This window comes from Vulcanococcus sp., assembly GCF_044369115.1.
Lineage (GTDB): Bacteria > Cyanobacteriota > Cyanobacteriia > PCC-6307 > Cyanobiaceae > Vulcanococcus.
In genome coordinates, this window is sequence record NZ_JBIPMN010000223.1 from 1 (window position 1) to 3,401 (window position 3,401).

4 protein-coding genes are annotated in these 3,401 nt (G+C 60.4%); 1 reads left to right on the forward strand and 3 read right to left on the reverse strand.

The features are described from left to right. Together ACIQ2E_RS13470 and ACIQ2E_RS13475 are read right to left on the reverse strand one after the other, a co-directional pair. A partial coding sequence (locus ACIQ2E_RS13470) for an IS256 family transposase (protein ID WP_398331544.1) occupies nt 1–856 on the reverse strand: 856 nt, incomplete at its 3' end. Nucleotides 857–1,099: 243 nt separating this feature from the next. Beyond that, nucleotides 1,100–1,417, reverse strand: coding sequence for a hypothetical protein (locus tag ACIQ2E_RS13475; protein WP_398331547.1), 318 nt, complete (start codon nt 1,415–1,417; stop codon nt 1,100–1,102). A 147-nt stretch (nt 1,418–1,564) separates the two neighbouring features. Here ACIQ2E_RS13475 and ACIQ2E_RS13480 point away from each other — a divergent pair, with 147 nt between their 5' ends. Continuing rightward, nucleotides 1,565–2,533 carry an integron integrase gene (locus ACIQ2E_RS13480; RefSeq protein ID WP_398331550.1) on the forward strand — a complete coding sequence of 323 codons (969 nt, stop codon included), beginning with the start codon at nt 1,565–1,567 and terminating at the stop codon, nt 2,531–2,533. Nucleotides 2,534–2,671: 138 nt separating this feature from the next. Here the strand turns inward: ACIQ2E_RS13480 and ACIQ2E_RS13485 are convergent, their stop codons facing one another. Continuing rightward, nucleotides 2,672–3,058, reverse strand: coding sequence for a hypothetical protein (locus ACIQ2E_RS13485; protein ID WP_398331553.1), 387 nt, complete (start codon nt 3,056–3,058; stop codon nt 2,672–2,674). Nucleotides 3,059–3,401 lie beyond the last annotated feature (343 nt).

Sequence of the window (3,401 nt, forward strand, 5' to 3'; positions counted from 1 at the left end):
GCTGCGCGAATACCGAGCGCAGGGCAGCGGCCACCATCTCCTGGTGAGCTTTGGGCACGGTCTGGAGCAGGTTTCTGGCGAAATGGACACGGCAGCGCTGCCAGCAGCTGCCCTGCAGCATCCGCCGAATCGCGTTGATCAGACCGCTGTGGGCATCGCTGATCACGAGCTTGACCCCAGTGAGGCCGCGTTCCTTGAGGGAACCAATGAACTGGCTCCAGAAGCCCTCGCTCTCGCTGTCGCCGACCTTGAGGCCGAGCAGCTCCCGGCGGCCATCGGCATTGACGCCCATGGCGACTACAACAGCCCTGGAGCAGACCTGCATGGCTCGGCCCAGGCGGCCATGGAGATAGGTGGCGTCGAGATAGAGGTAGGCGTAACCCTGGCCCTCCAGCGGCCGGTTCAAGAACGCCTGCACCTGCAGGTCGATCTCAGCGCAGATGCGGCTCACCTGGGACTTCGAGATCCCGCTCTGGCTGCCCAGAGCCGCTACCAGCGCATCGACCTTGCGGGTGGAGACGCCGGCGACATAGGCCTCCATCACGACGGCGTAGAGGGCCTGATCCACCCGCCGGCGGGGTTCGAGGATCGAGGGCAGAAAGCTGCCTGAGCGGAGTTTCGGGATTTGGAGATCGATGTCGCCCACCTGGGTGGTGAGCAGCCTGGGCCGGTAGCCGTTGCGATGGCCAAGCCGATCCTCGCTGCGCTCGTAGCGCTCGGCACCGAGCACGGCAGCGACCTCCAGCTCAATCAGCTGCTGCAGGCCATGGCGCACCAGCTCGGGGATCAGCTCCCCAGCTGTGCTGCCATCGAGTAGCGGCGCCAGTGCAGAGGCGCCACAATCCATCTTGGGCATGGTTCGTCTGGTTGAGGTAGTGCTCAAACCAGGGTCACGGGCCTGCCCACCCCCTGCAACGCCAGCCGCTGAGCTGGGTGCCTGAGCTGCGCACTCAACCCCGGCTACGCCGGGGTTGAGGTCCCCGGGGAATTACACCACTCCCGGGGACGCGGGCCAGCCAGATGAACCAGACCATCCCGGCCAGGAGGGAGAAGCCGGCCGACGCGGCCAGGGCAACGACCAGCTTCTGCCAGATCTTCATCAGCTGCTCTGGTGCTTGACGACGCAGTAGCGCTCATCAAAGCGCTGCACGGCATAGCGAGCCTGGGCCGGTGCCATCACCGATCTGGCCAGCCCGAGCGCTGCCGCCTGGTTGAGGCAGGCGGCGTCTGCCACACCGAACAGGGCCAAGGTGAGCGGATTGGCCTTGACCGCGTCGTAGTCGATGCCGGCCTTGAGTTCGCTGTTGAGGGTGTTGATCCAGCTGCGACGAGCGATGTCGCTGTTGCCATTGGCGCGGCTGGCGAGAGGAACGGCCACAAGGCCGATCAGCAGTCCAGCCGCTGCGGCGGGGAGCATGGTCCTGAGGTTCATAGGAGCAGGCCGATGGGCCATAGAAGTGAGACCAGCTCACGCTGACAATTGTTAACGCCATCCAGCCCCAATCTCCTGCGAAGGACGGACGGGGGCATTGGTGGGAATGCTGCCCACAGCACGGCGTCCTTTATGGAGACACAACCCCGTTCACTGATCTCGGTCTACCGGGAAGCCCTGGCATCGCGTCACTACGCCCGGCGGACCATCGGGACCTACGAACGCTGGTTGCGGCGCTTCCTGCGCTTTCACCAGATGCGGCACCCGCGGGAGATGGGCAGCCAAGAGATCAATGCCTTCCTGACGCACCTAGCCGTTGAGGAGCACGTGAGTGCCTCGACCCAGAACCAGGCCCTGGCAGCCTTGCTGTTCCTCTACAAGCGTGTTTTGGAGATCGACCCCGGCGAGCTTGATGGGGTCGTGCGGGCACGTCGTCCCAAGCGGCTGCCGGTGGTGCTGAGTGTGATGGAGGTGCGAGCGGTGCTGCAGCAGCTGGAGGGGCCATCCGCTCTTGTGTGTGGCCTGCTGTATGGCGGAGGCCTACGGCTGATGGAAGCCCTGCGCCTGCGCGTACAGGATCTGGACTTCGCGGGGCATCAGCTGATCATCCGCGGGGGCAAGGGCAACAAGGACCGCGTCACGGTGTTCCCCCAGAACCTGATGGAGCCGCTCCAGAACCATCTGCAGGGGGTGCGGCGACTGCATCGGATCGATCTGGCCGCGGGCTGGGGACAGGTGCCCCTGCCGGGCGCACTGGAGAGGAAATACACCTCAGCCTCGCGTGAGTGGATCTGGCAGTGGGTGTTCCCACAGGTCACCCGCTGGCGCAATCGCGACACCAATGAGCAGGGGCGTCACCATCTGGATCCATCGGTCATCCAGCGATCGGTGCATGCCGCTGTACGCGCTGCAGGGATCAGCAAGCCAGCAAGCTGCCATACCTTTCGCCATTGCTTTGCCACGCACCTGCTTGAACGAGGCTCCGACATCCGTACGATCCAAGAGCTGCTGGGTCACAGCGACGTGAAGACCACGATGATCTACACACACGTGCTCAACCGAGGCCCAGCTGGCGTGACCAGCCCCGCGGATCTGCTCTAAGATATGTTCTGCGGGTCCGCAGAACATCCGGCCTACAAGCGAAAAGCCCTCCGCTGACTGAGTCAGCGGAGGGCAAGGACGAAGCTATATGGATCCAGAAGAGTTTTAAAGTGCCCTACGAGGACTTTCTAATTGGCGTTAGGCGGTAACTCCACGATAGTCCGTCTCGTAATCGTGCATATCATCTCCTATGAAGATTCCTTCGTAATCTCCAGCAACATAGCTTGGTAGCGTTGCATCATCAGTTGTGGCATTATCTTCCTCCCATTCAGACATTTCGTCTTCGTCGTCCCATGTGAAATCAAAATAGAGCGTTCTCTTCAGTGTAAATGAACCTGGCGATTCGGAGCTTTCTTCAACAATGCAATCATCTATCCTGCAAGTCATCTCGCCTGGAAATGAGTCATCAGACTTATAGGCATCTGGCTTCTTGTGGCATTCGATCACCGCGTTTCTATCCTCTTCGCTTAACTGAGAGAGGTCGACCTCGAGAACTTGGTCAACTTCGTGGGTAACGGAGGGCATGAGATAGAAGTAAATATCCCAAGCCTGTCTTAGCAGCACTAACTTGTCTGCGTCAAGAGACTTAACGCACAAAGTGAGGCGACAGGTTTGGCCTGCCTAACGACGCAATACACCTGACCCGGGGGCCCGACTCCCACTGATCTATGCACCAAATGAATAAATCCCAGCCAAAGCCCCTGCGGTCAGGTGATCGCTGGCGTTATGCAGACCCATTAGGGGCTTATATCTCGCTATTCTTTTCTCATTTCATATTGCGGTTTCATTATAGCAAGAATTTCACTACGCGTTACGAACCTGCTCCATGCCTCTTGGCTTCTGTAATCCAATCCTGTATTTGTTCGTC

What these genes read in the sequence shown, in the direction of transcription:
- ACIQ2E_RS13475 (WP_398331547.1), bottom strand. Translation starts at nt 1,417, where the DNA reads ATGCTCCCCGCCGCAGCGGCTGGACTGCTGATCGGCCTTGTGGCCGTT.
- ACIQ2E_RS13480 (WP_398331550.1), top strand. Translation starts at nt 1,565, where the DNA reads ATGGAGACACAACCCCGTTCACTGATCTCGGTCTACCGGGAAGCCCTG.
- ACIQ2E_RS13485 (WP_398331553.1), bottom strand. Translation starts at nt 3,058, where the DNA reads ATGCCCTCCGTTACCCACGAAGTTGACCAAGTTCTCGAGGTCGACCTC.